The sequence below is a fragment of the Bacillus sp. N1(2025) genome (genome assembly GCF_053470005.1).
Genome location: NZ_JBLTJB010000011.1, coordinates 1 through 24,316 on the forward strand (window position 1 = coordinate 1; position 24,316 = coordinate 24,316).

Annotated in this window: 28 protein-coding genes; 22 read left to right on the plus strand and 6 right to left on the minus strand. The window is 47.2% G+C overall.

What is annotated here, in order from left to right:
* The first annotated feature begins 83 nt into the window (after window positions 1-83).
* From gsiB to ACNFN4_RS18625, 3 genes are all read left to right on the plus strand, one after another.
* Complete coding sequence (gene gsiB, locus ACNFN4_RS18615) at window positions 84-455, plus strand: glucose starvation-inducible protein GsiB (protein WP_012116853.1); 372 nt, start codon at window positions 84-86, stop codon at window positions 453-455.
* Window positions 456-588: 133 nt separating this feature from the next.
* Window positions 589-930 carry a cupin domain-containing protein gene (locus ACNFN4_RS18620; RefSeq protein WP_017419234.1) on the plus strand — a complete coding sequence of 114 codons (342 nt, stop codon included), beginning with the start codon at window positions 589-591 and terminating at the stop codon, window positions 928-930.
* Complete coding sequence (locus ACNFN4_RS18625) at window positions 924-1,283, plus strand: DUF4937 domain-containing protein (protein WP_095284645.1); 360 nt, start codon at window positions 924-926, stop codon at window positions 1,281-1,283. The genes ACNFN4_RS18620 and ACNFN4_RS18625 overlap by 7 nt, the downstream gene beginning before the upstream one ends.
* A gap of 36 nt (window positions 1,284-1,319) precedes the next feature.
* On the opposite strand, the gene ACNFN4_RS18630 is transcribed toward ACNFN4_RS18625, so the two are convergent.
* A complete protein-coding gene (locus tag ACNFN4_RS18630) occupies window positions 1,320-2,141 on the minus strand; it encodes a manganese catalase family protein (RefSeq protein ID WP_014416954.1) in 822 nt (273 codons plus the stop codon).
* Between the two features lie 83 nt (window positions 2,142-2,224).
* Window positions 2,225-3,277 carry a TRAP transporter substrate-binding protein gene (locus ACNFN4_RS18635; RefSeq protein ID WP_012116857.1) on the minus strand — a complete coding sequence of 351 codons (1,053 nt, stop codon included), beginning with the start codon at window positions 3,275-3,277 and terminating at the stop codon, window positions 2,225-2,227.
* 80 nt (window positions 3,278-3,357) lie between these two features.
* On the opposite strand from ACNFN4_RS18635, the gene ACNFN4_RS18640 reads away from it, so the two are divergent.
* From ACNFN4_RS18640 to ACNFN4_RS18675, 8 genes are all read left to right on the plus strand, one after another.
* Entirely contained in the window at window positions 3,358-4,980 is a 1,623-nt protein-coding gene (locus ACNFN4_RS18640) for an ATP-binding protein (RefSeq protein ID WP_448200384.1), read from the plus strand.
* Entirely contained in the window at window positions 4,955-5,626 is a 672-nt protein-coding gene (locus ACNFN4_RS18645; protein WP_003156219.1) for a response regulator, read from the plus strand. The genes ACNFN4_RS18640 and ACNFN4_RS18645 overlap by 26 nt, the downstream gene beginning before the upstream one ends.
* A gap of 108 nt (window positions 5,627-5,734) precedes the next feature.
* Entirely contained in the window at window positions 5,735-6,991 is a 1,257-nt protein-coding gene (gene dctP / locus ACNFN4_RS18650; RefSeq protein ID WP_012116859.1) for a C4-dicarboxylate transporter DctP, read from the plus strand.
* A 185-nt stretch (window positions 6,992-7,176) separates the two neighbouring features.
* On the plus strand, window positions 7,177-8,226 hold the full coding sequence (locus ACNFN4_RS18655; RefSeq protein WP_007410215.1) for an AI-2E family transporter: 1,050 nt from the start codon (window positions 7,177-7,179) through the stop codon (window positions 8,224-8,226).
* A gap of 101 nt (window positions 8,227-8,327) precedes the next feature.
* A complete protein-coding gene (locus ACNFN4_RS18660; protein ID WP_448200385.1) occupies window positions 8,328-9,254 on the plus strand; it encodes an ABC transporter ATP-binding protein in 927 nt (308 codons plus the stop codon).
* The gene (locus ACNFN4_RS18665) at window positions 9,247-10,014 is read left to right on the plus strand and encodes an ABC transporter permease (protein ID WP_007410217.1); all 768 of its coding nucleotides are present in this window, start codon (window positions 9,247-9,249) and stop codon (window positions 10,012-10,014) included. Before ACNFN4_RS18660 ends, ACNFN4_RS18665 begins: the two co-directional genes overlap by 8 nt.
* Before the next feature lie 94 nt (window positions 10,015-10,108).
* The gene (locus ACNFN4_RS18670; protein WP_007410218.1) at window positions 10,109-10,444 is read left to right on the plus strand and encodes a hypothetical protein; all 336 of its coding nucleotides are present in this window, start codon (window positions 10,109-10,111) and stop codon (window positions 10,442-10,444) included.
* Window positions 10,445-10,558: 114 nt separating this feature from the next.
* Window positions 10,559-11,704, plus strand: a complete 1,146-nt coding sequence (locus ACNFN4_RS18675; protein ID WP_448200386.1) for an acyl-CoA dehydrogenase family protein — start codon at window positions 10,559-10,561, stop codon at window positions 11,702-11,704.
* Window positions 11,705-11,729: 25 nt separating this feature from the next.
* On the opposite strand, the gene fbpB is transcribed toward ACNFN4_RS18675, so the two are convergent.
* The gene (gene fbpB, locus ACNFN4_RS18680) at window positions 11,730-11,876 is read right to left on the minus strand and encodes a Fur-regulated basic protein FbpB (RefSeq protein ID WP_003156206.1); all 147 of its coding nucleotides are present in this window, start codon (window positions 11,874-11,876) and stop codon (window positions 11,730-11,732) included.
* Window positions 11,863-12,042, minus strand: a complete 180-nt coding sequence (locus tag ACNFN4_RS18685; RefSeq protein WP_003156203.1) for a Fur-regulated basic protein FbpA — start codon at window positions 12,040-12,042, stop codon at window positions 11,863-11,865. The genes fbpB and ACNFN4_RS18685 overlap by 14 nt, the downstream gene beginning before the upstream one ends.
* A 213-nt stretch (window positions 12,043-12,255) precedes the next feature.
* Here ACNFN4_RS18685 and ACNFN4_RS18690 point away from each other — a divergent pair, with 213 nt between their 5' ends.
* Window positions 12,256-13,149 (plus strand): cation diffusion facilitator family transporter, encoded by an 894-nt coding sequence (locus ACNFN4_RS18690; protein WP_022552630.1) that lies wholly within the window; start codon window positions 12,256-12,258, stop codon window positions 13,147-13,149.
* On the opposite strand, the gene ACNFN4_RS18695 is transcribed toward ACNFN4_RS18690, so the two are convergent.
* Window positions 13,146-13,463, minus strand: coding sequence for a thioredoxin family protein (locus tag ACNFN4_RS18695; RefSeq protein ID WP_003156200.1), 318 nt, complete (start codon window positions 13,461-13,463; stop codon window positions 13,146-13,148). The genes ACNFN4_RS18690 and ACNFN4_RS18695 overlap by 4 nt on opposite strands.
* Before the next feature lie 153 nt (window positions 13,464-13,616).
* Here ACNFN4_RS18695 and ACNFN4_RS18700 point away from each other — a divergent pair, with 153 nt between their 5' ends.
* The 5 genes from ACNFN4_RS18700 to ACNFN4_RS18720 all read left to right on the plus strand — a co-directional run bounded on the left by ACNFN4_RS18700 (window position 13,617) and on the right by ACNFN4_RS18720 (window position 20,017).
* Entirely contained in the window at window positions 13,617-14,702 is a 1,086-nt protein-coding gene (locus ACNFN4_RS18700) for a D-alanine--D-alanine ligase (RefSeq protein ID WP_003156199.1), read from the plus strand.
* 76 nt (window positions 14,703-14,778) lie between these two features.
* Window positions 14,779-16,149: a UDP-N-acetylmuramoyl-tripeptide--D-alanyl-D-alanine ligase gene (locus tag ACNFN4_RS18705; RefSeq protein WP_448200387.1), complete on the plus strand. Its 1,371-nt coding sequence runs from the start codon at window positions 14,779-14,781 to the stop codon at window positions 16,147-16,149.
* A 330-nt stretch (window positions 16,150-16,479) separates the two neighbouring features.
* Entirely contained in the window at window positions 16,480-17,964 is a 1,485-nt protein-coding gene (cshA, locus tag ACNFN4_RS18710) for a degradosome RNA helicase CshA (RefSeq protein ID WP_014416963.1), read from the plus strand.
* 117 nt (window positions 17,965-18,081) lie between these two features.
* Window positions 18,082-18,561: a PH domain-containing protein gene (locus ACNFN4_RS18715; protein ID WP_025649968.1), complete on the plus strand. Its 480-nt coding sequence runs from the start codon at window positions 18,082-18,084 to the stop codon at window positions 18,559-18,561.
* The gene (locus tag ACNFN4_RS18720; protein ID WP_021495081.1) at window positions 18,551-20,017 is read left to right on the plus strand and encodes a PH domain-containing protein; all 1,467 of its coding nucleotides are present in this window, start codon (window positions 18,551-18,553) and stop codon (window positions 20,015-20,017) included. Before ACNFN4_RS18715 ends, ACNFN4_RS18720 begins: the two co-directional genes overlap by 11 nt.
* Here the strand turns inward: ACNFN4_RS18720 and ACNFN4_RS18725 are convergent.
* Window positions 20,014-20,613: a rhomboid family intramembrane serine protease gene (locus ACNFN4_RS18725; protein WP_003156193.1), complete on the minus strand. Its 600-nt coding sequence runs from the start codon at window positions 20,611-20,613 to the stop codon at window positions 20,014-20,016. The two genes, ACNFN4_RS18720 and ACNFN4_RS18725, sit on opposite strands and share 4 nt — an antisense overlap.
* A gap of 92 nt (window positions 20,614-20,705) precedes the next feature.
* On the opposite strand from ACNFN4_RS18725, the gene acpS reads away from it, so the two are divergent.
* The 5 genes from acpS (at window position 20,706) to ndoA (ending at window position 24,286) form a co-directional block, all read left to right on the plus strand.
* A complete protein-coding gene (acpS, locus tag ACNFN4_RS18730; RefSeq protein ID WP_014304402.1) occupies window positions 20,706-21,071 on the plus strand; it encodes a holo-ACP synthase in 366 nt (121 codons plus the stop codon).
* A gap of 164 nt (window positions 21,072-21,235) precedes the next feature.
* Window positions 21,236-22,243 carry a LolA family protein gene (locus ACNFN4_RS18735; protein ID WP_007410230.1) on the plus strand — a complete coding sequence of 336 codons (1,008 nt, stop codon included), beginning with the start codon at window positions 21,236-21,238 and terminating at the stop codon, window positions 22,241-22,243.
* A gap of 116 nt (window positions 22,244-22,359) precedes the next feature.
* On the plus strand, window positions 22,360-23,529 hold the full coding sequence (gene alr / locus ACNFN4_RS18740; protein ID WP_448200388.1) for an alanine racemase: 1,170 nt from the start codon (window positions 22,360-22,362) through the stop codon (window positions 23,527-23,529).
* A gap of 119 nt (window positions 23,530-23,648) precedes the next feature.
* The gene (gene endB / locus ACNFN4_RS18745) at window positions 23,649-23,930 is read left to right on the plus strand and encodes a type II toxin-antitoxin system antitoxin EndoAI (protein ID WP_003156188.1); all 282 of its coding nucleotides are present in this window, start codon (window positions 23,649-23,651) and stop codon (window positions 23,928-23,930) included.
* Window positions 23,931-23,935: 5 nt separating this feature from the next.
* A complete protein-coding gene (gene ndoA / locus ACNFN4_RS18750) occupies window positions 23,936-24,286 on the plus strand; it encodes a type II toxin-antitoxin system endoribonuclease NdoA (protein WP_003156187.1) in 351 nt (116 codons plus the stop codon).
* Window positions 24,287-24,316 lie beyond the last annotated feature (30 nt).

The window sequence follows — 24,316 nt, forward strand, 5'->3', positions numbered from 1 at the left end:
ACACATTCAATGTGTTTTCTTTGTTTAGCAGTTCTGAAATCGGGAAACCAACAACCAACACCAATTAAAGGAGGAATTCAAAAATGGCACAAGATAATAACAAAATGAGCAGAGAAGAAGCAGGTAAAAAAGGCGGAGAAGCGACAAGCAATAACCATGACAAAGAATTCTATCAGGAAATTGGTCAAAAAGGCGGAGAAGCCACTAGCAAAAATCACGACAAAGAATTCTATCAGGAAATCGGTGAAAAAGGCGGAGAAGCCACAAGCAAAAATCACGACAAAGAATTCTATCAGGAAATCGGTGAAAAAGGCGGAGAAGCCACTAGCAATAACCATGACAAGGAATTCTATCAAGAAATCGGCCAAAAAGGCGGAGAAGCCACAAGCAAAAATCATGACAAAGATTTTTATAAAGAAATCGGCCAAAAAGGCGGAAACAGACGAAGCAGCTAATAAAAGCATAAAGGCAGAGAACCTGCAGATCAAAAGCGATCCGGCGCATCAGCTGGATCGCTTTTTATTTTGGGAAAATCTTGATCTGAGCCGCCGTTGCGATACAATTAAATGAAAAAGGGGTTTTTCACTCGTGTCTGACATGCTGAATTTGCTCGCTATCGCCAATAAAGTCAAAGAAAAACACGACAATTTTTCAATCGCGGAGATCAATGACCACTGTGTGCGCCTCGCAGTGTTTACGGGAGAATATGACTGGCACCATCACCCTGACTCAGATGAATGGTTCATCGTTCTGGAAGGGGAGCTGCTGATTGATTTTAAGGACAAAGAAACCGCAGTGCTCAAAGCAAATGACAGCCTGCTCATCCCGAAAGGCACGATTCACCGCACCCGCTCTTACGTCAGAACCGTCAATCTCTGTGTCGAGCATGCGCATGCGAAAACAGTCATCACAGAGGAACGGTCATGCTGATCAAAAAGATTGTATGTGAAACAGACGCTGCAAACGCTGAAGCATTTGCGCAAGCACAGTCACAGTGGGGAGCATTATCATGTGTAAATGGCTTCGTCAAACAGGCCGGCGGCTGGCGGAAAAACGCAGACGGCCTGTTCATTGCAGAGATCATCAGCGTTTGGGAGAACAGACAGGCCTATGATGATTTTATGGAGAACGAACATGACCGCATATACGAAGAAAACGAGCAGAAGGCTGCGATTCTTTCAATAGAAGTGATGCTGTACGAAGAGGATGAACCTGTCATTTATAAGCTGTTACATCATCCGGACATCCGATACGAACCGGACTGGACGGTTCTGAAGGCATAATGAAAGCCCAAAACAGTTTGTTTTGGGCTTGTGTCTTTACTCGCGTCCGGGAAGCGTGTTATGGACATACGGCGGGACGGGATCCAGCTTAGCTATTTCGCCGTGCGCTTTCGGTTCCTTTTCGTATTCGAATGGTTCTCCGTCCGGCGCTGTTTCCTTCAGCCAATTTTGTTCAGCGCTTTCTGCTCCATCTGAGAAATGAATAAGCTTATGGGAGAATGACTGTTTTTCCAGCGCCTTCGGGAATGTGGAAGGAACGATCGGACCTTCCTGTTCTTCTAATTCTTTAATGGCCGCAAGCCATTGGTTTTGATGCATGGTATCGCGGGCCAATAAAAAGCTGAGCATATCTTTCACGCCTTTATCATCGGTCATTTCATACAGGCGTGCGACTTGAAGCCTTCCTTGTGATTCGGCGTTCAGATTGGCGCGGAAGTCTGCCAGAAGGTTTCCGCTTGCGACGATATAGCCTGCGCTCCACGGAACGCCCGTGCTGCTCTCCGGCATTGCGCCGAGTCCTGACACGATCGCATGATGCGGATTCATGCCGCCTAAAATGGACCCGATGACCGGATCATCAGCCGCTTTTTCCTGCTCTGCCAGCGGGGCGTCTTCTAACAGTCTCGCAATCATCGTCGCGATCATTTCGACATGGCCGATTTCTTCCGTCGCGGTATCCATCAGAAGATCCTTATATTTTTCATTGCCCCGTGTATTCCATCCTTGGAACAAATATTGCATGGCGACGGATATTTCCCCGTATTGTCCCCCTAAAATTTCCTGCATCTTTTTTGCGAACAGCGGGTCAGGACGATCCGGTTTAGCCGGATGCTGCAGTTTTTTCGTATGTGTAAACATGTCTCCATCTCCTTTTTTGATCTGTCCCTATTTACTTCCCCGGCGGGAAAAGGGATGAAACGGAGATGGGCGTATTGGTCCTGCTAAGGCTCGCGGCGCAAGGATAACAAATCCTGCACAAGCCCGCGGCCGATCACCTGTTCATATTGTCCGTAAATCGGGTCGAGGCGTTTCATCCATGTGTTCTTTTCCGCTTTGCTCAGCACATGAATATGAATGGATGAATTCTTCTTTATCTCTTCAAGCTGGTCTTTATTCATTTTCTCAGCGGAGGCTTCGTTCCACTCCGTCGTTTCTCGCATCGCCTCCGTTAAGATGGTTCTCGTTTTTTCTGTCTGCGAATTCCAGAAATGCTCGTCGGTCATCACGGCATAACCGAGGTACCCGTGATTGCTGATTGTCAAATAATCTTGAACATTATAAAATTTTTTAGAATAGATATTTGAAATCGTATTTTCTTCTCCGTCTACGAGATTGCTTTCCAAGAGCTGAAACGTGGAATTAAAGGAATCCTGCCGCGGGTGCGCGCCGAGCAGACGGTACTGGTCTTCGATCACGCTGCTCGGCATGATCCTGAGCGCCTGTCCTTTCAAATCGTCCGGAGTGAAGATCGGCCCTTTATTTGACGTGAGCTGCTTAAACCCGTTCGTCCAGTACGCCAGTCCTTTCAAATGATGCTTTTCTAATGAAGCGAACAGGCGTGTGCCGATTTTGCCGTTGAGGCCTTCTTGCACGGCTTTATAGTTTGTAAACGCGTACGGCAGATCCAAAACACCCCATTCGGGAGACAGTGATCCGAGCTTTGAGGTGGAGGGAGCGATGAATTGCACGTCCCCGTTTTGGAGGGCGTTTATTTCTTCATTATCTGAATAGAGGCTCCCGTTTGGAAACACCTCTACTTTAATGGTGCCGCCGGACTTTTGATAGACAAGGTCGGCAAACTTATTCGCCGCCCGCCCTTTTGGCGTGTTTTCAGCAACGACATGGCTGAATTTGAAAACGATTTGATCTTTCAGGCCTTCCTGTTCGTCATCATAATACGGTTCTTCCGTTGAGAAACGATCATGAAAGCCGATGAATAAAGCGGTTCCGATACCGAGTACCATCAGGCTGAGACAAGTCAGCAAGCTTTTCATCGAAAACCCCCTCCGCCATTTTCTATAACAAGCATAATCGGGCGGGCCGTTTTCGTAAAGAGACGGAAAGGAAGAGGCCAATGACGAAAAAAAAGCTCACCATCCGCTGGAAAATCACCATACTTTCGTATATCGTCGTGCTTTTTACCTTTTTGATCGTCGGCATCGTGCTGATCGGCAATATTCAGCATACAGAGGAGCGCGAGCTGAAAAAACGGCTGATGAATACCGCGCGGACGGTATCTGAGATGACCGATGTCAAACGTGCCCTCGAGCAGAAAAAACAAAGGGAAGACGTGCGCCATGCGGTCGAAGAAATAAGGATCATCAATGAAGCGGACTACATCGTCGTCATGGATATGGATCATATCCGCTATTCACATCCCGTCAGCACAATGATCGGAAAGCGTTCAAGGGGTGAGGACGAAGCCGCGGCGTTCGCCGAGCACATTTATTTTTCCGAAGCAAAGGGAGAGATCGGCACCGCCGTCCGCGCTTTTTATCCCATCAAAGACCGGGATTTGAATCAGATCGGCGTCGTTCTGGCCGGTAAAACGCTGCCCGGATTCGGTGAAATTCTTCTTCAGCTGAAACATGAAATACTGTTTATCGTTCTGCTGGCGCTCGGGTTCGGACTGGCCGGCTCCTTTTTGCTGGCCCGCCACATCAAAAAACAAATGTTTTGGCTGGAGCCCCATGAGATCGTGAGAATGTATGAGGAACGGACCGCTACGTTTCATTCGATGAATGAGGGCGTCATCGCGATCGATAATCAGCATCACATCACCATTTTTAATGAAAAAGCGAAGCAGATATTCAATGTCAGACAAGAGACCGATGGCAGGCTGATCTGGGACGTGTTAAAAGATTCGCGGCTCCCTGAGATCGTCGAGCGGAACCGAGCCGTATATAATGAAGAAATCCAAGTCAGCGGAAAGGTGATCATGAGCAGCAGAATTCCGATCGTTATGAAAAAGAAGGTCATCGGAGCCGTCGCTATTTTTCAGGACAGGACGGAAGCGGCGAAAATGGCGGAAGAACTGACCGGCGTGAAAAATTTTGTCGATGCGCTCAGAGTCCAAAATCATGAACATATGAACAAGCTTCACACCATCGCGGGACTGATTCAGCTCGGAAGATCAGAAAAAGCGCTCCAGCTTGCTTTTAAGGAATCATCAGAACAAGAAAGCGTCACCGATTTTCTTCATCAGGCCATTCAGAATGACGCCGCGGCGGGGCTGCTGTTAAGCAAAATCAAAAGAGGAAAAGAGCTTGGCATTTCTGTGAAAATTGATGAAAACAGCAGTTTCTCGGCATTTCCGGAGCATGTCGACCAGCATGACATCGTCGTCCTGCTCGGCAATTTAATTGAAAATGCGTTCGGCGCATTCGAAACAGCGGACACGGAGGACAAACATATTGACATCAGTATCGAGCAAAATGATGAAGTGCTTGCTATATTAATAGAAGACAACGGAAGCGGGATTTCCGATCAGCACATCCCGCACCTTTATGACAAAGGGTTTACCGTCAATAAAACGGGAGGAACGGGATACGGCTTGTACCTCGTCAAACAAATCGTCGACAAAGGGATGGGCGTTATTGAAGTCGACACACGGCAGGGACAGGGAACGGCATTTTCTATTTTATTTCCGATGAAGGGGGAGGAATCATTCGATGGACATCAAGGTGCTGCTTATTGAAGATGATCCGATGGTGCAGGAGGTGAATAAAGAATTTATCACCGGTGTTTCAGGGTTCAGCGTCATCGCCACAGCCGCTGACGGAGACGAGGGAATCAGGCTTATAAAAGATCTGCGGCCCGGGCTCGTGGTATTAGACGTATACATGCCGAAAAAAGACGGAATTAAAACGCTCCAGGAAATCAGAAAACAAAAGCTCGAAGTAGACGTCATCATCGTCTCGGCTGCAAAAGACAAAGAAACAATCCAGCTTATGCTGCAAAACGGTGCGGCCGACTATATTTTGAAGCCGTTTAAGCTGGAGCGGATGAGACAGGCGCTCGAAAACTATAAACAATATAAACGGAAAATTGAAGAGCATGACACCATGTCGCAAGAGCAGCTTGACATGCTGCTTAAAATTCCGCAAAATCCGTCCCGCGATCTGCCGAAGGGGTTAAATCATTTTACGATGAATGAAATTTTGACCTATATGAAACAGCAGACGGAGCCGCTTTCAGCTGAAGAAGCCGCCAAAGCGCTCGGAATCGCCAGGGTGACAGCGCGGCGTTATCTTGATTTTCTTGAAAAAGACGGCCAGATTAAGCTCGACATTCAATACGGGGGAGTGGGCCGGCCGGTTAACCGCTACAAATTCGTCCGCTAGCCGAGACCAAAAAGACCAAAATGTCCGTTATGATCATAAGCTTCCCCTCTTCGTTTGAAAACGCTATCATTTTTGTATAGACGCAGCGAGAGGCAAGGGGGAGTAGGGATGAAAATTTTCAAAAATCTTACGGTGCAGGTCATCACGGCGGTTATCATCGGCGTCATTGTCGGACTCGTATGGCCTGAGGCCGGGAAGCAGATGAAGCCGCTCGGCGATACATTTATCAATGCGGTAAAAATGATTATCGCACCGATCATATTCCTGACGATCGTGCTTGGCATCGCCAAGATGGGAGACATGAAAAAAGTCGGCAAAGTCGGGGGAAAAGCATTTATTTATTTTGAAGTCGTGACCACCATCGCCCTTATTATCGGACTTCTGGTCGTCAATATCATGAAACCCGGTGAGGGGCTTGATTACAGCAAGCTTGAAAAAGGGGATGTCTCTCAGTACACGCAAAACGGGGGACAGGGGATTGACTGGATTGAATTTATCACTCACATCGTTCCGTCAAATATGGTTGACGCTTTCGCAAAAGGCGACATTCTTCAGGTCTTATTCTTTTCTGTTTTATTCGGTGTCGGCCTGGCGGCGCTCGGTGAAAGAGGCAAAAGCATTATTGATTTCTTCGATAAACTGTCGCACGTTTTTTTCAAAATCATCGGCTACATCATGCGCGCGGCGCCGATCGGCGCATTCGGGGCCATGGCCTATACGATCGGGCACTTCGGCCTTGATTCCATCAAGCCGCTGGCGAGTCTGATGCTGTCTGTATACGTTACGATGTTCCTGTTTGTATTTGTCGCTTTGAATATCATTTGCAAACTATTCGGTTTCAGCTTGTGGAACTATCTCCGTTTTATTAAAGATGAACTGCTCATCGTTCTCGGCACAAGCTCTTCTGAGTCCGTCCTTCCGCGGATGATGGATAAAATGGAGCGCTACGGCTGTTCCAAATCGGTTGTCGGCCTTGTCATTCCGACGGGATATTCTTTTAACCTGGACGGCACCTCGATTTATCTGTCCATGGCGACGGTTTTTCTGGCGCAGGTGTTCGGCGTTGACCTTACCATCGGCCAGCAGGTTACGATCATTCTCGTGCTGATGCTGACATCAAAAGGCGCGGCGGGCGTAACCGGAAGCGGATTTATCGTGCTCGCCTCCACTTTATCGGCGCTTCAGGTTATTCCGCTGGAGGGGCTGGCGCTGCTCCTCGGCGTCGACCGCTTTATGAGTGAAGGAAGGGCGATCGTCAACCTGATCGGAAACGGAATCGCCACCATCATCGTAGCCAAGAGCGAAAATGAGTTTGACGAAGCGAAAAGCACACAGGCCGTAAAAGAAATGAAAACGGCGGTATAAAAGGAAAGGAACGGTATGCATCGGGCATGCCGTTCTTTTTTTCGGCCGCCATGAGTAAAAAAGATAAATTTGTTTAAATTTATTAGGAGGTGGACAAAGACCTTAGCGTCATTTTGTTATATAATTTACAATTAGAGAGTGAAAGATGAAATCTAAGGGCTTTTTGTCCTAGCAGGAGTGTATAAATGGCGGCTATTTTTAAATTTTTTCAGCATCCGGGTGTCAGACGTTTTTCCGTTTTTCTTGTTTTGACTGGGGTGTTAGTTGTATTCCGAAGTATGATTAATTTGATTTTGCTTACGTTTATTTTTACTTTTCTGATGGATCGGCTGGAGACTGTCATCCGGCACGTGTTGAACCATTTTTTCCGGATCAGCCAGAGGGTGGTCATCACCGTTTTATATATTGCGCTGGCTGTCGGGGCGACTGTCGGAGGCTTTGTCTTTTACCCGATTGTTGCCAAGCAGATTGAACAGCTGATTAAGCAGATCAAGCACATCGCGTATCATCCCGATGTCATTCCGTTTTATGATGAGATATCGAGCGTGTTCGGCGATATCAATATCGGTTCCTATGTAAAAGAAGGTTTTAATGTACTGTATACATACTTGGCCGATATCAGCACTTTCGGTTTGCAGGTCGTGATGTCACTGATTCTCAGCATGTTTTTCCTGTTCGAGAAAAAGCGGCTCACGGAGTTTATGAAAAAATTTCAGCACAGCAAGCTGTCTGTTTTTTACTACGAACTTGCTTATTTCGGCAGCAAGTTTGCGAGAACATTCGGCAAAGTGCTTGAAGCCCAATTTATTATCGCGCTGGTGAACTGTATCCTCACCTTGATCGCATTGGCGATTCTGCATTTTCCGCAGCTGTTCGGCCTGTCCATCATGGTCTTTTTCCTCGGGCTCATTCCCGTTGCGGGTGTGGTGATTTCGCTCATTCCGCTCAGCATCATCGCGTATACGACGGGCGGCGCAGCGTATGTCATCTACATCGTGCTGGTCATTTTCGTCATCCATGCGATTGAGACGTACTTCCTTAATCCGAAACTGATGTCAGCGAAAACGGAACTGCCGATCTTTTTTACCTTTACAGTTCTGATTTTCTCGGAACATTTCTTCGGCATTTGGGGCTTGATTATCGGAATTCCGATTTTTGTGTTCCTGCTCGATATTCTGGATGTCGTCAATAATGAAGAGAAGGAAAAAAACGGACCGGTCCCGGATAAGACATAACGTCGGCTCCGGCTCTTCACGAATATATGACTAATGTTATAATGCAGACAGTGCCTATGTACGGGCACTGTTTATTTTTTGTGAAAAAGGAGGAAGGCTGTATGACTGAGCCGATTTTACATATTGAAGGCCTTGACAAAACAATAGGCAAAAAGCACATTTTAAAAAACATCAGCATGGATGTCAGGCAGGGCGAGATCATCGGTTTGCTCGGTCCGAACGGGTCGGGAAAAACCACACTTATCCGAATCATCGTCGGTCTTTTAAAGAAAAACAGCGGCACGATTACAATTAACGGCTTTCAGCACGATGCTGATTTCGAAAAAGCGCTTGAATCCGTCGGAGCGATCGTGGAAAATCCTGAATTCTACCCGTACCTGACGGGGTGGGAAAATCTGAAGCACTTTGCCAACATGCACAAAAACATCAAAGAGGACAGGCTTCAGGAAGTCATCGAGCGGGTCGGGCTCACCAATGCCGTTCATGACAAAGTTAAAACGTATTCCCTTGGCATGCGTCAGCGTCTCGGGATTGCGCAGGCCATTCTTCACCGTCCGAATCTGCTCATTTTAGATGAACCGACAAACGGGCTTGATCCCGGCGGAATGAAGGATTTCCGCGATCACTTAAAGGAACTCGCGGAGCTTGAAGGGACGAGCATCCTTTTTGCGACGCATTTATTGCGTGAAGTGGAGGACCTTTGCGACCGTGTCATCATCATTCAAAAAGGTGAGATCAAAACAGAGGTTGTTCTGCGCGGCGCTGTGGAAAAAGAAGAAAAAGCCGTCCTCGATATTCAGCCGGCTGACGAAGCATTCGAATGGCTGTCCCAACAGCAATTTGCTCCGGAGAAAAACGGCGGGGGCATTACCGTCACCGTAGCGAAGAAGGACATCCCGGCATTAAACCGTGCGCTCGTCGGACAAGACTTTCTCGTGTATTCCATCATGCCGTATGCGGAATCGCTGGAGGATGAATTCATGAAAGTGACGACGGCGCTTCAAGAGGAGGAGGAGACGAATGTTTAAATTGACAGCGAATGAGCATATGAAACTCTTTAACCGAAAAGTCTCATTAGTGGCGCTGATTCTGATGGCCGTTCTCCAATTTATTATGGCGCTTGTCATTAAACGGCTTGTCATCAGTTCCGGAACGGATGAGAATTTCATCGGCTATATGGCGTACGCGCCCGGGCTGAATATTCTGCTTGAGGCATTAACGATCGTGATCGCGGCAACGATCATTTCCGCTGAATTTGATAAGAAAACGATCAAATTTTTGTTAATCCGCCCGGTAAAGCGGGAGCGGATTTTTGTATCTAAACTCATTACCGTATTTTTGGTCAGCTTGTACCTGTATGCGGCGTACTATATTCTGTCTCTGCTGTTCGGCATGGCTTTCTTCGGCGTGTCGGTGACATCTGAATCAGGGACGCTTCTTATGAACACCCTGAAAGTAATCGGCACGAACTGGGTCGAGGCGTTTGCGATGGCATGCTTTGGCTTGCTGTGTTCTTCTGTATTCCGAAACAGCGCAACGGCCGTCATTTTGTCATTTATCGTGCTGTACGGCGCAAAATCACTCGTGACGATTATGTCGCTCTTCCAAAACAAATGGGGAAGTTTTCTGCTGTTCGCAAATACTGACCTGACGCAATATATGAGCGGGGCGAAACCGCTGTTTGCGGGAATGACGCCGTTATTTTCCGCAGGCATTATCATTATCCATATCGTATTCTTCTTAGCCGTCGCTTGGTGGAGCTTTTGCAAACGCGATGTTCGGGTATAAAGTAAAGGAATGACATTTTTGTGAAAAAGATCACGATAAATCAATAATTTATGCTATTTTGATTTATAATAAAGGTAATGACGGAGGTGCTCACTTGAGAAATTTTATTACCGCATTACCGATTGTGTTATTGCTTGGTTTTTCCTTTGTGTCATTCATGTTCCAATTCGAACATCTTGTTTATTTCAGGCTTGCGCTGGGTTTGTTTTCTACAGTGGGGCTGTTTCTCTTATATAAAATGAAGTCGGGATTCCGTTATTTCATCATCTACCTGTATGCAAGCTGGATCGTGCTTGCGGCGGTTACCGCGTTTGAAGAGCCGATTTTTTCAAGCTTTTTCTTTGGCGGGCTTGTGATGACGATGGGTTATCTCACATATATGCTGATTTATCTCGGGCTCAAGCAGGACCGCGGCCCGGAAGCAGTCTGAACGCGCTATTCCATGGAATAGCGTGTTTTTTTGTACAGCCTCACAGTTGCGAAACGAGACTTGAATCTCTATAATACTTATTAACTTTATCGGAATTATAATGGGGGGATTCCAGTGTCTTTATGGATACAGAATGAACGGCAGAGGGAATGGATGGAAAAAATCGACCTGCTTGCAGACGAATTTCAAAAAACAGCCGCGCTTGATGATGAGGCGGGCCGTTTTCCCGCGGAGAAAATTCAAAGACTGCGCGACGCGGGATATACGGCGTTAACGGTACCTGAGGCATTCGGCGGTGCAGGCATTTCCGTTTATGATATGGTGCTGTTTCAGGAACGGCTGGCGCGGGGAGACGCGGCCGTTGCTCTCGGAATCGGCTGGCATTTATCCGTCATGGGTGAGCTCGGAGAAGGAAACAGCTGGGATGAAGATGTCTTTTCATTTATCACAGAAGAGGTGAAAAAGGGAGCTGTCCTGAACAGGGCAGCGACGGAACGGCAGACCGGCAGTCCGACGAGGGGAGGAAGACCCGGCACCTCCGCTGTCAAAAAAGACGGAAAATGGGTGCTGAACGGCCGAAAAACCTTTACAACCCTTTCACTGACTTTGGATTATATGCTTGTGACGGCATGGATTGAAGAAAAACAAACGACCGGTGTTTTTCTCATTCATAAAGATCAGGCAGGCGTTTCAGTCGAAGAAACATGGGATATGATTGCCATGAAGGCGACCGGAAGCCATGATCTCCTTTTAGATCATGTCACGGTCAGTGATGAGCGGCTTGTGGAGCTTATCAGCGGGCCGAGAGCGGCGAAAGTGAATGGCTGGCTGCTTCACATTCCCGCTGCTTATCTGGGTATCGCTCAAGCGGCAAGGGACTATGCCGTCCGGTTTGCATCCGAATATTCGCCGAACAGCCTGAACGGACCGATTAAAGACGTGCCGGCCGTTCAGCAGCGTGTCGGGGAAATGGAGCTCGAATTGTTAAAAGCGAGACAGTTTCTCTTCACGGCGGCGCAAATGTATGATGACCCGAAACGCCGCCCTTTCATCAAAAGCGAGCTCGGCGCCGCAAAACATATTGTGACAAATGCCGTCCTTTCTGTTGTGGATAAAGCAATGAGAATCACCGGCGCAAAAAGCCTGGAGCGAAATAATCCGCTTCAGCGGTATTACCGGGATGCCCGGGCCGGCCTTCACAATCCGCCGATGGACGATGCGGTCATCGGCAAATTAGCGGCGGAAGCCTTTGAGCAATAAAAAAAGAGCCTGAATAAGGCTCTTTTTATGTATGGCTGTTGTGCCGGAGCAGTTTTTGATGCTTGCGGTCAATTCTGTCATAGATCACATTCATCAGCTTTTGATTATTCATAATGGCCGCCTTGTTTTCTTTTATCAGCTGTTCGTATGTTTTTATTTTACGTTTCGCCATGAGCCCGCACCTTCCTAACATATTTGTATTCGCTTTCTAATTCTCCGAGCGATAATTCATATAAATGCCGTTCCGACTTTTTGTATATTCCGTTATTGATCAGCAAATGGATCAGATGTTTTTTTCGTCCTTCAACTGATGATCTGAGCTGAGGAGAAGACCTCATGATTACCCTCCTAATCAAATGATATTGAGAATCATTATCAGTTAATGAAAGTATACAATGGTCATATTCATATGTAAAGGAAAAATACCGCCAATTTTTCGACAAAAAGTTTCCCGGGGAATAATGCTGTCGAATATTGCATTTGATCAGATCAAAGCTGCTATTTTTCCGCTTTTCCATCCATACTATGAATGAGAATGGAGGAGTCCTTACATGAATGATCAAACGGCAAACTTAAAACGGGGCGAAAAAGGCGCGATTCTTAATATCGCCGCGTACCTCATCCTTGCCGCCGTCAAACTGGTGATCGGTCTTATTTATCATTCCGAAGCGCTCAGAGCGGACGGGTTAAATAATGCCACGGATATTGTCGCATCACTGGCTGTGCTGATCGGGCTCCGGATTTCCCAGCGCCCCGCGGACAGTGATCATGCCTACGGACATTATCGGGCTGAAACAATTTCTTCATTAATTGCGTCTTTTATTATGATGGCGGTCGGTATTGAAGTGCTGATCGGAGGAGCAAAGGCGATTGTCAGCGGAACGAAGGCCGAGCCGAGCTTCATTGCGGCATGGACGGCGCTCGGAAGCGCGATTGTAATGTACGGCATGTATGTATATAACAGCCGACTTGCGGATCGGGTTAAAAGTTCTGCCCTTCATGCGGCGGCGAAAGACAGCCGTTCTGACGCCTATGTCAGTATTGGGGCGTTTATAGGCGTCTTAACGGCCCGGCTTCATCTGCCGTGGATTGATCCGGTTATTGCTTTTCTGATCGGAATCATCATCTGTAAGACGGCATGGGACATCTTCAAAGATGCTTCCCACTCATTGACGGACGGATTTGATCTGAAAGATTTGGAGCCGTATAAACACACGGTGAAAGAAATAAAAGAGGTCAGCAGGCTGAAGGATGTGAAAGCAAGGTATTTGGGGAGCACGGTTCATGTGGAAATGGTCATTACGGTAGATCCGGGACTGTCTGTGAAAGAAGGCCACGAAGTAGCCGATGAGGTCGAATATGCAATAAAACATGAACATGATGTGACTCATGTCCATGTTCATGTAGAGCCTGAAGTCATAAACAAAGATCGTGAAACGAATTAAATATGCTGTGATAAAAACTCTGTGACTTCTTCGGGCGTTTTCGCGTTTGCGCTGTGAAGATGCGCTTTCTTTTCGCCGTTTTTAAAGATCAGAAGGCTCGGTATGCCCATTACCTGATATTTGTCGGCAAGCTCAGGGAGCTCGTCTCTGTTCAGCTCATACCAATCATTTTGATTATATTCTTCCAAAATATCGCCGATGAACATATTCATGCGCGTGCAGTCAGGGCACCAGTCAGCGAAAAATTTCACGATGATTTCCTTGTCGGATTGAATAAGTTCATTAAATTGTTCTGTTGTACTGATTTTTTTCATATGACACATCTCCTTTTCCATGCCATTTTAATATAAAATAAAAAGGAATTACATACAAATGCTTTCATATTCAGAATGCCCAAAAATAATTAGATCATTTTCTGAGGAAAGTGATAAGATAGTAAAGATGAATTGTTGTGGGGGGAATATCCATTGAAAACAAGTCTAGGATTGGTGTACGGCGGAAAGTCAGCCGAACACAATGTATCGCTGCAGACAGCATTAGCTGTAACAAAAGCGCTTAATACTGAGAAGTTTGATATACATCCGATTTACATCACTGAAAAAGGAGAATGGCAAAGAGGCCCGCTGCTGACTGAGCCGGTTTCCAACGTGAAAATGCTTCAGCTGGAACAAAACGGTGAAAGTTTCGCTCTATCAGCATTGAACCGGGAAATGTTTCCTGAAGCGTCGCCTGACGAAAAGGCGCCGATCGATGTCGTATTTCCGCTTCTGCATGGACCGAACGGTGAAGACGGCACCATTCAGGGTCTGCTGGAATTGCTGAACGTTCCTTATGTCGGCAACGGGGTGCTTGCATCATCAGCCGGCATGGATAAAGTCATCATGAAGCATTTGTTCGCTCAAGCGGGGCTTCCGCAGGCGAAGTACGCCGCTTTCTTAAAAAAGGACTGGAAACAGACGCCGGACAGCTGCTTACAGCAGGTTGAAGAGGAGCTGGGATATCCGTGCTTCGTCAAACCGGCGAACCTCGGGTCAAGCGTCGGAATCAGCAAATGCCGAAATCGCGAAGAGCTTGAAAAAGCCTTCGAACTGGCTTTTGAGTATGACCGGAAAATTGTGGTGGAAGAAGGAATCGCCGGCAGGGAAATCGAAATCGGCGTACTCGGAAATGACGAACCGAAATGCTCCGCCGTCGGTGAAATCGCGCCGAAAACCGACTTTTACGATTACAAGGCGAAATATGAAGACGGCGACACGGATTTAATGATTCCCGCGCAAGTGACGGATGAACAATATGCGGAAATCAGCGAGATGGCGATTAAAGCCTTCAAAGCGATTGATGGATCAGGCCTTGTCCGCGCCGATTTCTTCCTGACCAATGACGGTCAAGTGCTCATTAACGAAGTGAACACAATGCCGGGCTTTACGCCATTCAGCATGTTCCCGCTGCTTTGGAAAGAAGCAGGCGTAGATTACAGTGATCTGATCGAACAGCTGGTTGAGCTGGCAAAAGAACGCCATGCCGAAAAACAGCTGATTAAACATACATTTTAATGAAGACGGACACTGCCTGAAGGGGCAGTGTCTTTTCCCGTAACAGACAACATTTTCAGAAAGCGAGGTGCCACCTTTGATAAAGCGAACTGTAAAGCGAATCGCAGACATGGTCAAAGGCACACTGACAAATCCCGTATTTGAACAAACAATGATTGAGGGCGCCGCAACCGATACGCGGAATTTGGAAAAAAATCAGCTGTTCATTCCTTTAAAAGGCGAGCATTTTAACGGTCACACCTTTGTGCCGCAAGCATTCGAAAAAGGCGTTTCCGCGGTATTGTGGGACCGCTCTGAACCGAATCCGCCGGAAGAGCGTGCTGTCATCCTTGTCGATGACACGCTGGAGGCGCTGCAAACATTGGCAAAAGCTTATTTGAAAGAGCTCGGCACACGGGTTATCGGGGTGACCGGGAGCAACGGAAAAACGACAACGAAAGACATGCTTCACGCCGTTCTCGGCACGCAGTACCGCGTTCACAAAACCGCCGGCAATTTCAACAACCATATCGGCCTGCCGCTGACTGTGCTTGCCATGCCTGAAGATACAGAAATCGCCGTTTTAGAAATGGGAATGAGCGCGAGAGGCGAAATTGATTTTCTGAGCCGTCTTGCTGAACCGGAAGCTGCCGTCATTACCAATATCGGCGAATCCCACATGCAGGATTTAGGCTCAAGAGAAGGAATTGCGGAGGCGAAACTTGAAATTATAAACGGACTTCGGGAAGACGGCGTTCTGTTTTATTTCGGGGATGAGCCGCTGCTTCGCGAAAAGACGTACACTTGCCGGACAACGACATACGGCGCAGGCGCGGACAATGATCTCCGCCTGAAAGAAATAAAACAGGCGGAAGAAGGCACGTACTTTAATATCGACGGAATCGGCCGTTCATTCTTTATTCCCGTTCTCGGCAGACATAATGTGATGAATGCCATGGCCGCATACGCCGCCGGCATCTATTTCGGCATTACGCCGGAAAATGCCGCTCTGGGACTGAGCCGCCTGAAGGTGACGGGGATGAGATTGGAACTGGTCAAAACGGACAACGGCATCTCGATCGTAAACGACGCGTATAATGCGAGCCCGACGTCAATGAAAGCGGCGGTCGAATTAATCGAAACGATGAAAGGCTATCGGAAGAAAATGCTCGTGCTCGGTGATATGCTTGAACTTGGTGATGAAGAAAAAGCATTCCACGAAGAATGCGGAGCCGCGGTCAATCCGGCGGAAATCGACCATGTATTTACTTACGGCACACTCGGCGCATTTATCGCTGACGGAGCGCGCCGGCATTTTGAAGAAGGGCGCGTCAGCCATTATCTTGACAAAAAAGAACTGCTTCACGCCATACAGGATATGGCCGCTTCCGGCGATCTCCTTCTATTTAAAGCATCGAGAGGTATGAAGCTCGAAGAAATCGTTAAAGATTTATTAGAGAAGCACTGAAAAAATAATGATCAGCATCATAAAAATATACAAAAATGAAGAAACTAATTCAGGGTGAAATAATTCTGTCCGTATGAAAAAGAAAGACCGCCGGCTGGGAAATCCCGTCCGGCGCGGGGTCCGGCCCCGTTCGCGGGAAGAATCCGGTCAGGCCGCTTCCGGCCGCCTGACCATCTCGCCTTATTGAAAAACACATAGTGTAATGGTAAGATTAAACGTAAAGTAATTCGGGCTTTGTATACGTATGATCCTGTCCTTTGGATGAAAGGGCGGTTTTTAGTGGTAAATCACGACATTACTGAAACAGCAATCAGAAGGAGTTTGAATAATTTGACTATAACGTTTCAAGATTTCCAATTAAGTTCTGATCTCATGAAATCAATCAATCGTATGGGATTTGAAGAAGCAACACCGATCCAGGCACAAACGATTCCGCTCGGACTTTTAAATAAAGATGTCATCGGACAAGCGCAAACAGGTACAGGTAAAACAGCTGCGTTCGGTATACCCCTTGTTGAAAAAATGAACCCCGAGTCTCCTAATATTCAAGCAATCGTAATCGCGCCAACCCGTGAATTAGCCATTCAAGTATCTGAAGAGTTATATAAAATCGGACAAGATAAGCGTGCGAAAGTACTGCCTATTTACGGCGGCCAGGATATCGGACGTCAGATCCGCGCATTGAAGAAAAACCCGCATATCATCGTAGGTACGCCGGGGCGTCTTCTTGACCATATCAACCGCCGCACGATCCGTTTAAACAACGTGAACACGGTTGTCATGGATGAGGCTGATGAAATGCTGAACATGGGATTCATTGATGACATTGAATCCATTCTCTCAAACGTGCCGAGCGACCACCAAACGCTCTTATTCTCAGCAACAATGCCTGCGCCGATCAAACGGATCGCAGAGCGTTTCATGACTGAGCCGGAACACGTAAAAGTAAAAGCGAAAGAAATGACTGTGTCCAACATTCAGCAGTTCTACTTGGAAGTGCAGGAGCGCAAAAAATTCGATACGCTGACTCGTCTTCTTGACATTCAGTCTCCGGAACTTGCGATCGTATTCGGACGTACGAAACGCCGTGTCGATGAGCTTGCTGAAGCCCTGAACCTTCGCGGATATGCGGCTGAAGGAATTCACGGCGACTTAACGCAGGCGAAACGTATGGTTGCGCTTCGTAAATTTAAAGAAGGTGCGATCGAAGTGCTTGTAGCGACTGACGTTGCCGCCCGCGGACTTGATATCTCAGGCGTTACCCACGTTTACAACTTTGACGTGCCTCAAGATCCTGAAAGCTACGTTCACCGTATCGGAAGAACGGGCCGTGCAGGAAAAACGGGTATGGCGATGACGTTTATCACACCGCGTGAGAAAAGCATGCTTCGCGCGATTGAACAAACGACAAAACGCAAAATGGACCGCATGAAAGAGCCGACGCTTGACGAAGCATTAGAAGGACAGCAGCAGGTGACGGTTGACCGTCTGCGCACGGCGATCAGCGAAAACAACCTGAACTTCTACATGACGGCAGCTGCGGAATTGTTAGAAGATCATGATGCAGTGACAGTTGTGGCTGCAGCCATTAAAATGGCGACAAAAGAGCCGGACAGCACGCCTGTACGCCTCACTGATGAAGCGCCTATGGTCAGCAAACGCTATAAAAACCAGCGTACTTCTAAGCGCAGAGACGGCCAAGGCGGCGGCTACCGCGGCGGCAAAGGGAAAAACAACAACCGTTCTTCCTACGATAAAAAACGCTCAAGCGACCGCCGTTCTTCAGGTGACAGACGCCAGAAAAAATCATACTAAAACACAGGAAGCGGACCCTTTTACGGGGTCCGCTTTTTTTTTGATATGCCGGAAAGTGAATCTTTTTTGCAAATCAGCCGTATTTGTATGTATGATAAAAAATGGGAGGTAGGTATGTTGAGAGCACAGCCAAAAAATCGAATCAGTCCAAGCGGCTTAAAAGTCTGGCGTCTTCAGGAAATCATCCTGTCCGCCTTCTGTCTTCTGGCCGTTATAGCAGCAGCTGTTTTAAGCCATTTCTTCCATTGGCCGTATTGGATCACCGGAGTCCTCGGCATCATTTGGGTTATCGGTTCAGTAATATCCGTCTATGCCATACCGAAAATCAGGCACAGGATCTGGCGCTATGAAGTCCATGAAAATGAAATTGATATTCAATCCGGCATTTTTATTGTCAAACGGGTCATTGTGCCGATGGTGAGGGTGCAGCACGTAGATACTTCACAAGGCCCGCTCCTCAGAAAGTACCGTCTGGCCTCAGTCAAAATCTCCACGGCGGCAACCGTTCATTCCATTCCGGCGCTTGATATGGAGGAAGCTGACCGGCTGAGGGATTCCATTTCCCGTCTGGCAAGGGTGACGGAAGATGATGTCTGAGCCGAAACGTCTGCATCCGGCGGCCGTGATTTTGAACTTATTCCATATTATTATCGAAACCATTAAAAACATTATTCTGCCATTTTTTCTCGTCTATATTGTAAACTCCAACCACTTCATCCGCTTTTACGGAGGCATTGCGCTCGCCGTCCTGCTTATCTGGCTGATTACGGCTAGTGTGATTGAGTGGAGAAAATTTACATACCGGATTGAGGACGGAGAATTCAGAATTGAAGAAGGCTTGTTTTTTACGAAAAAGAGATACATCTCCATTGACCGGATTCAATCAATGAATACGAGTGCCGGCATCATTCAGCAGCTTTTTAAGCTTGTTAAGCTTCAAATCGAAACGGCCGGCGACGGGAAAAACGCTGAAGCCGTCTTATCCGCCATTACTGTGGAAGAGGCGGAACGGATCAGAGCGGCTGTTTTTCAGCAAAAAGCGGAGCAAGAAGAACGAGGGGAGACCGCAGCGGAGCAGGAACCGATGCGCGGGGAAGATGTGCAATCCGTTTACCGCCTGTCTGTAGGTGAGCTGCTTATGGCCGCCTCAACATCCGGGGGAATCGGTGTCATCATCTCAGCGGTATTCGCCCTCTTTTCTCAGATTGATGAAGTACTTCCGATGGACTGGCTCTATGACAGGTTTTCCTTTCTCAAGCATGCGAGCATCGGCATATACGCCGTGATCATTTTCATAGGATTGTTCATCGCCTGGCTGTTAAGCATCGCCGGTATGATGATCAAGCATGCCAACTTTAAAATAGAAAAAAAGGAACACGAATTGGTCATTACCAGAGGAATTATTGAAAAGCATCAAGTGACAATCCCGCTCCGTAAAATCCAAGCCATTAAAATGAAAGAAAATGTGATCAGGCAATTATTCGGATACGCGACGGTTGCGATTGTCAGCGCCGGCAGTGCGGGGAATGAGAAAGAAGGAGCACAGACGATTCTGTTTCCGATCATCCGCAAATCAAAGCTCGGAGTGATGCTGAACGGTTTCACACCGGATTACGTGCTGGAAGAAAACCGGAATCATTTGCCGAAAAGGGCGCTGCGCCGGTATTTATTCCGATCCATAATCTTCTCGGTTTTCGTGATCATCCCGCTTTGTATTCTGTTTAAGCCGTGGGGATATGCATCGCTCCTCGTGCTTCCTGTCGAACTGGTGCTAGGATATGCCTCGTTTAGGACAGCGTCATGGTGCATAAACGGCGGCAGGCTTCAGATCACCACGAGGCTGATCGGGAAGACGACCACGATTATGCTGAGAAGAAGAATGCAGATGTTTGAAGTCAGCCGCTCCTTTCTGCAAAAAAGAAGGCGGCTCGCATCTGTGGCTACCGCAGTGAAATCAGCTCACCACATGGAGCATGTCATGCTGAAGGATGTCAGCGAGGAAGATGCCGAACGCATCGGACGCTGGTATTCATATGAAAAAGCGGACGGTTAATACCGCCGCTTTTTTTGCTGCACGCATAAAAAGGAAAGCAAAAATCCGCCTGCTAGTCCGAACAAATGCGCCATAATGTTAATATTAGAGTTGATAAACGTCGACAGCACCGCGATGATAAGCAGGGTCATAATCATTTTCGACTGATCCCGGCCGATCAGCTCCTTGCGGAAAACAGTCAGAAACACATACACGCCGAAAAGTCCGAAGATCGCGCCGGATGCGCCGACATGCACATAATCAAGCGGTTCGGCAAGATACGTGCCGATATTGCCGATAATGCCCGATGCGATGTACACAATCAGAAAACGGACTTTTCCGAGCATCTGCTCAAGCGGGGGCGCGAATAAAAAGAGAGACATGGAGTTAAACAAAAGGTGAGTGAAATTCGCGTGTAAAAACATCGGTGTCACCAGCCGCCACCATTCTCCCGAGGAAACGCCGTAATTATAGCCGGTCACAGCATCTGACCACATCATGACGGAATGAAGCGGCATACTGAAAAACAGCCATAAGAACGCCTGCAGCGCCAAGATACAGCTGACGGCCGGATAACGTCTGATAAAAGTCTGGAAATTTTCCGTTCGTATAAACATCGCAAGCCCCTTTGCATCTGATTTGTTACATATATAGTAACACGTTTATGACATTAACCGTTTTTTAGTACGGACTTTTAGGAGGAATTCACATGATTTTCGGAATCGGAATCGACATCGTTGAACTGCACAGAATTGAAAACATGCTCAGCCGGCAGGCGAGGTTTCCGCAAAGAATATTGACGGAGGCTGAATACGCCCGTTTTACATTGCTGTCGGACAAAAGGAAAATTGAATTTCTCGCGGGAAGATTTGCGGCAAAAGAAGCCTTTTCGAAAGCATACGGCACAGGTATCGGCAAAGAGCTCAGCTTTCAGGATATTGAAACCGGAAACGACACGGCGGGAAAACCAGTGCTGACCTGCGCCAAGCTGGACGGCGCGGCGGTTCACGTCTCCATTACCCATACAAAAGAATACGCCGCGGCACAGGTCGTGATTGAAAGGTTGTCACGCTAGTCTGCATATTAGCCGAAACCCCTTCATATATTTGATAGTGCATTAAGGGAGACAAGTTGTTTGAGGCTTTTATGGTACGCGTCCGTCCGTTCAGGGCGTACCGTTAAAGTCAAACAAGCGATTTCTTCCCTTTACATCAATTGAGAAGAAGGGGTTGAAAAAAGGTGAGAAAAAGCTTTGTTTTGCTTTTAACGGGACTGCTTGCCGTCCTTATTCTTTCGGCCTGCGGCCAAAAATCACAGGAAGATATCGTGAACGGTTTAGATAAGAAGGCGAAAGAATACACCTCGTACAAAGCGAAAGCCAAAATGACCATCGAAACGGGGAGTGATCCGCAAGTATACAATGTGGAAATCTGGCATAAAAAACCTTCCCTGTACCGGGTCTATTTGGAAAATCCGAAAAAAGACCAAAACCAAGTCATTTTACGGAACGCCAACGGAGTCTTTGTCCTCACGCCGTCTTTAAATAAGAGCTTCAGATTCCAAAGCGACTGGCCGAATAACAGCAGCCAAGTATATTTGTTTGAGTCACTTGTAAAGGACGTGCAGCATGACAAAGACGCCGTCTATTCCGCCAAAGATAAAAAGTACACGTTTGAAACAAAAACAAACTATCAGCACAACAAAATGCTGCCGACTCAGGAAATCACTTTCAACAAAAAGGACATGAGCCCGTCGCTCGTTAAAGTTATGGATACAGACCGGAAAGTGATGGTAAAAGTCGAATTCAAAAGCTTTGAATTCAACAAACCGTTTGATAAAGACTCTTTTGACGAGAAGAAAAATATGACGCTTTCCCAGATGGACGTCGCCACAAGCGCCAAGCCGTCTGATTCATTTGCGGTCAAAACACCGCTTCAAGTGCCGGCCGGCGTCAAAAAGCTTGAAGAGAAAGATATTTCAACGGCGGACGGCAAACGGATCGTCATGACTTACGGCGGAGAAAAATCATTCACCCTTATTCAAGAAAAAGCCCATATCGCAAAAGCCGCCTCTGCCGTCACGCTGAAAGGCGAACCGGTTAATCTCGGCTTCACGGTGGCCGCATTATCTGATACGTCTTTAACGTGGACATATGACGGAGTGGATTATCTTCTGTCATCACAGGATCTGACAAAAGATGAAATGGTGGCCGCCGCCAAAAGCATGCAGGGACAGTCGTCAAAATAACGTCAAAAAAGAGGCCGCCGCTGTCGGTCTCTTTTTTGATTCCATTTCACTTTACAGAATAATTTTAGTATGATAATAAAAATATGAATTGAAAATAATGCTAGGAAGTGTATCGAATGAACACAGCATCCTTTTACAGAGAAACGTGGGCGGAAATCAACCTGTCCGCGATTAAAGAAAATGTCACGCATATGAAAAAACACATCGGGCAAAACGTCCATCTCATGGCGGTTGTAAAGGCGAACGCTTACGGTCACGGAGATTTGGAAGTTGGGAAAGCCGCGCTTGAAGCGGGTGCCTCTTGTCTTGCCGTAGCCATACTGGATGAAGCGATTTCATTGAGAAAACGGGGCATTACAGCGCCGATTCTCGTGCTTGGCGCCGTGCCGCCCGAATATGTACAAGCAGCTGCCGAGTATGACGTAACACTCACGGGATATTCTGTTGAATGGCTTCAGGAAGCTGCGCGCCACCTCGGAAGTGCAACAGTGCCGTTTCATCTGAAAGTCGACACCGGCATGAACAGACTCGGAGTCAAAACGGAGGAAGAAATCCAAAGCGTGTTAAAAATCCTCGATCAAAATCCCGGTTTAGTCTGTAAAGGCGTATTCACCCATTTTGCTACCGCGGATGAGAAAAACAGAGATTATTTCCTCTTTCAGTTTGACCGCTTTAAAAAATTGATCGCTCCGCTTCCTTTAAAAGAATTGATGGTGCACTGCGCGAACAGCGCTGCCGGACTTCGTCTTAAAAAAGGCTTTTTTAACGCGGTTCGTTTCGGCATCAGTATGTACGGGCTTCGTCCTTCTGCTGACATCCAAAGCGAAATTCCGTTTCAATTAAAACCGGCTTTTGCGCTGCACTCTGTTTTATCCCATGTGAAAAAGATCCGCAAAGGGGAAAGCGTCGGCTACGGCGCAACATATACGGCAGAGAAGGATCAATGGATCGGAACGGTTCCCATCGGCTATGCAGACGGGTGGCTCCGCAAGCTGAGCGGCACGTCTGTGCTGATCGGCGGCAAACGGATGAACATCGCGGGAAGAATCTGCATGGATCAATTGATGGTCGAATTAGATCAATCTTATCCGCCGGGCACCAAAGTCACCCTGATCGGCAGCCAGAAGGGAGAAACGATCACGATGGATGAAATCGCAGGGCGGCTTGGGACGATTAATTACGAGGTCCCTTGTACCATTAGTTCCCGCGTTCCCCGTATGTTTTTGGAAAATGAGAGTATAATGGAAGTAAGAAATCCTTTACTGCAAGATAATACAAGCAAGTAGCCGTCATCCGGAAAAAGAGAATTTATAAAACAGCTTTGCTTGACGTTTGAATAATGGTATCATTATGTCTGGATGGATGAATTGGTCGTATCCGTAAGTTTGGTGGAGGTGTATGTTTTTTGTCTGAATCCAGCGCAAGAACCGAAATGAAAATCAGCTTGCCCGAAAACTTAGTAGCTGAATTGGATGGTGTAGCGATGCGGGAGAAACGAAGCAGAAACGAACTGATATCACAAGCAGTGAGAGCGTATGTCAGCGAACGGACAACTCGCCATAACCGTGATTTGATGAGACGCGGGTATATGGAAATGGCGAAAATCAACTTGAATATCTCTTCTGAGGCTCACTATGCTGAGTGCGAAGCAGAAACGACCGTTGAGCGCTTAGTCAGCGGAGGATAATCATTTTGATTGTAAAGCGCGGCGATGTTTATTTTGCTGATTTATCTCCTGTTGTTGGCTCAGAGCAAGGCGGCGTACGCCCGGTTTTAGTGATCCAAAATGATATCGGAAATCGCTTTAGCCCGACTGCTATTGTTGCAGCCATAACAGCCCAAATACAGAAAGCGAAATTACCAACCCACGTCGAAATTGATGCAAAACGCTACGGTTTTGAAAGAGATTCCGTTATTTTGCTGGAGCAAATTCGGACGATTGACAAGCAAAGATTAACGGATAAAATAACTCATCTGGATGATGAAATGATGGATAAGGTTGATGAAGCCCTGCAAATCAGTTTGGCACTCATTGATTTTTAGTCATATTTTGGTTGCTCATATAGAGCAACT